General features: G+C 69.7%; 4 protein-coding genes and 2 pseudogenes. 4 read left to right on the top strand and 2 right to left on the bottom strand.

From position 1 onward, the window contains the following. Positions 1-199: 199 nt before the first annotated feature. Together ABZ807_RS33180 and ABZ807_RS33175 are read left to right on the top strand one after the other, a co-directional pair. Positions 200-370: a hypothetical protein gene (locus ABZ807_RS33180; protein ID WP_357167071.1), complete on the top strand. Its 171-nt coding sequence runs from the start codon at positions 200-202 to the stop codon at positions 368-370. 190 nt (positions 371-560) lie between these two features. Continuing rightward, positions 561-764, top strand: a pseudogene (locus tag ABZ807_RS33175) (hypothetical protein); the annotation flags it as partial. Here the strand turns inward: ABZ807_RS33175 and ABZ807_RS33170 are convergent. Beyond that, the gene (locus ABZ807_RS33170) at positions 751-1,518 is read right to left on the bottom strand and encodes a VOC family protein (protein WP_357167068.1); all 768 of its coding nucleotides are present in this window, start codon (positions 1,516-1,518) and stop codon (positions 751-753) included. The pseudogene ABZ807_RS33175 and the gene ABZ807_RS33170 sit on opposite strands and share 14 nt — an antisense overlap. A gap of 117 nt (positions 1,519-1,635) precedes the next feature. Next, positions 1,636-1,980: pseudogene (locus ABZ807_RS33165) on the bottom strand (VOC family protein); the annotation flags it as partial. Positions 1,981-2,277: 297 nt separating this feature from the next. Here ABZ807_RS33165 and ABZ807_RS33160 point away from each other — a divergent pair. Then, positions 2,278-2,901 (top strand): hypothetical protein, encoded by a 624-nt coding sequence (locus ABZ807_RS33160; RefSeq protein ID WP_357167065.1) that lies wholly within the window; start codon positions 2,278-2,280, stop codon positions 2,899-2,901. A 234-nt stretch (positions 2,902-3,135) separates the two neighbouring features. Further along, positions 3,136-3,273: VOC family protein (locus ABZ807_RS33155; protein WP_357167074.1), on the top strand; the 138-nt coding region annotated here is incomplete at its 3' end.

Genomic DNA, 3,273 nt, shown 5'->3' with positions numbered 1-3,273 from the left:
CCGTCAACTCATCCGCCGTGCCCGCACGCTCTACCGCTGGGACACCCGACCCACCACCCGCAGGCTCAAGTAACACCTATTGCCGGTCGCTCTAAATTGGCTGTTCGTAAGCCGCTGCGCCCGGTCCTAGGACCGGGCGAGGGTGGCAACATCAAGCGGTCGCCGGGCCGGCGGCCGCCCGCGTCGGCCGGTGAGGATCGTGAGGTCGGGAATGGACCGGCGCGAGGTGCGCAACGCACTGCTGACGTCGGGGCTGTCGCCGGACGCCTTCGAGCTGGAGGGCGTGCACGAGCACGTACCGGTCCCGCCCGACTTCTGGTTCCTCCGCACACAGAGGGATCTGCAGCGGAAGCTCCGCAACCGCTTCTAGCCGATGAGCGGACGTCTCGGGGATAGTGCTTGCGTTGGTCGGGTTGTCCGGCACCGGCCGCAACCGGTCGGCGCCGGACGTTGCGGTTCAGCCGCCGATCATTGCTGGTCGGGTGCATAGACGTTCATGACAACATCGTTTGGGAAGGGTTGTGAGCGGAGCAGCCGCAGGCTGGTCGGCTGGGGTTCCCATGCGCGACCTCTCCGTGGCCGGCGAGTACGCCGACCGGCTGGTGCTGCTCGCCGACGGCCGGGTGGTCGCCACCGGCACTCCCCGCGAGGTGCTCACCGAGCAGCTGCTCGCCACCCACTACCGGGCCAGCGTCGTCGACGGCGAGCACGGGCCGCTGGTGGTGCCGGTGCGGCCGGATCCCCGTACGGTCAGGGCGGAGTAGTCCCGAGGATCGAGAAGAACGCCCCCTGTGGATCGGTGAGCACCGCGAACCGGCCCCGCGTCAGGTCCGTCGGCTGGACGGCGAGCGTCGCGCCCATCCGTAGCGCCTCGGCGACGACCCTGTCGGTGTCGGTGACCGCGAAGTAGACCATCCAGTGGGACGGGAGGTCACCCCAGTCTTCGCCGATCATGGGCATCATCCCGGCGACGGGACGACCCTCCAGCTGCCAGGTGGTGTAGGTGATCGGGCCCATCGGTTGGTCGTCCGCCGTCCAGCCGAACACCGACCCGTAGAACTCCTTAGCCCGGTCCGACTCCCGCGTGGTCAGCTCGGGCCAGGTCAGCGAGCCGGGTACGTCGAACACCTCGGCCCCCGGCATGCCGAGCGACTGCCACACCCCGAACGGCGCCCCGGCCGGGTCGGCGAAGAGCGCCGTCCGCCGGGAGCCGGGGACGTCGGAGGGCTCGGTCAGGATCCGGCCGCCGGCGGCGGTCACCCGTTGGCAAGCCCCCTCGGCGTCGTCGGTCGCCAGGTAGGGCATCCAGGCAGGCGGCCGTTGCGGGCCGGCCCCCAGCCCGGCACCGGCCACCGGTTTGCCCTGTTGGTGGAAGACGAGGTGACCGTCAGCCGCGGGTTGCCGGTCCGCCTCGGCGACGGCCCAGCCGAACAAGGGCGCGTAGAAGCGCGCCGCGCCGGGGAGGTCGGTGGTGACCAGGTCGACCCAGGCGGGTGCCCCGGGTGGAATATCTGTCATGGCTTCGGCTTCGCTTCCTCTGCTCGGGCAATTCTCGGCGGGATGGCGGCGGGCGGGCCCGACAGCCGACGGCCGTCAGCCGGCACCGGTGCAGGCGAGGGCGATGACGTTGAAGTGGGCGCCCTGCGGGTCGCGGAGGCCGGCGTAGCGGCCGGCCGGGATGTCCCGAGGCGGGACCAGGATGGTGCCACCCAGCTCGCCGGCGCGGGCGGCCGCCGCGTCCGCCGGCCACCAGGTCGGCGTCGTCGGTCGCGACGTACATCGACCTGATCGGCACCTGGTCCGGGATGGCCGGCGGGCCGGCCCCGGCCACCGCCCTGCCCTCGAGGAGGAAGACGCCTCGGGCTCCGGCGTGATCCGCCCGGTCCAGCCGAACAGCTCCGGGTAGAAGCGCCGCGCGTCGGCGAGATCCGGGGTGGCCAGGTCGGCCCAGCAGGGTGTGCCCGTCGGGACGGTGCTCATGTCGACCCCTCTCGACTGGGGGCGGCCACCGCCGGTACGCCCTGCCGGCATCGTGGCACCGTTCGCGCGTCGTACGGGGCGGATCGGGCGAATCGTCAGCTGAACCGCCGTCCGGATCTAGCCGCGAAGTGCTCGTCACGCAAGGTGACCAGCTCACGAGTGCATGCATCCGGACGTGCCGACGAGCGGATGCTTCGGATTCATCCGGACCATCGAGTACGAGACCACCGGGCGATGCCTGGCAGTCACAGCGGGGCTATCGATCACTTGGGATCTTGTCGTACTAGTCTTCGCCGCATGGCCTTGCGACCGGACGAGTTCTATGACCACGCAGTCGCTGTCGCGGACGGCGAGCGCCGACTCCCGTTGGCACGCATGACGGGATGGGAGATAAGCCCGTTCGAGCCGGACGGACTGCGCGTAGCGCCGTTGCGCCCGCCGGTGCTCCCAGAGCCCGCGCGGCACGGCGAGGATCCGTCGGACTGCAACGCCTGCCGCGACCGGGACGAAGGGATCTGGTTCAACGATCAATGGCGGCTGGTCCGGATTCCGGGAGTGGGCGTCCCGCTGGTGCTCATGCTGTATCCGCGCGATCACTACGACATGGCGGATCTACCTGACGAACTGGCCGCCGAACTGGGGCTATTGAGCACTCGCATCGTTCGCCACATGCAGGCACTGCCGCACATCTCGCGGGCCCACGTCTACCGCATCGGAGATGGTGGCGCCCACCTGCACGTCTGGTTCTTCGCTCGGCCCGAGGGGCAGGCCCAATTGTACGGGTCGTGGCTGGTCGTCTGGGACGACCTGCTACCGGAGTACCCAGCGGACGTCGCAGAAGCTGACGCTGAAATCGTGGCAGACGCGTTGGTCGCGTGCCACGGAGGCCGCCGGTCGCCCACCAGCAAACCGGCCGCCTGACCGGCCTGATCCACGATCCGGATGTCACCGTCACGGCTGTTGCCACCGCCGCCGTGCGGATTTGCCAAGGTCACGTATCCGGATCTGCCGCGGTCCGCCCGTCACGCCGTGTAACGGATGGATCGCGGCGCTCACGCACGGATCTGCCGATGAGCGGACGCCAAGACGATGCCGGAACCTAGCCAGGGGCGGGCCCGTGGAGGCGACGAAAGACCCTGCCTCTATGGTGGGCCGATGGCGTCGGTCAAGCAGATCCAAGTCACCTTCGACTGCGCAGAACCTGAGCGCGTCGCTCGTTTCTGGTGCGAGGTGTTGGGGTACGTCGTACCGCCGCCACCGGAGGGGTTTGCTACTTGGGACGATTTCGATCGC

It is taken from the genome of Micromonospora sp. NPDC047548 (assembly GCF_040642975.1).
Taxonomy (GTDB): Bacteria; Actinomycetota; Actinomycetes; order Mycobacteriales; family Micromonosporaceae; genus Micromonospora.
The sequence above is the reverse complement of the archived record's forward strand: the minus strand, read 5'-3'. Positions and strand labels throughout refer to the sequence as shown.

What these genes read in the sequence shown, in the direction of transcription:
- ABZ807_RS33160 (WP_357167065.1), top strand. Translation starts at nt 2,278, where the DNA reads ATGGCCTTGCGACCGGACGAGTTCTATGACCACGCAGTCGCTGTCGCG.
- ABZ807_RS33170 (WP_357167068.1), bottom strand. Translation starts at nt 1,518, where the DNA reads ATGACAGATATTCCACCCGGGGCACCCGCCTGGGTCGACCTGGTCACC.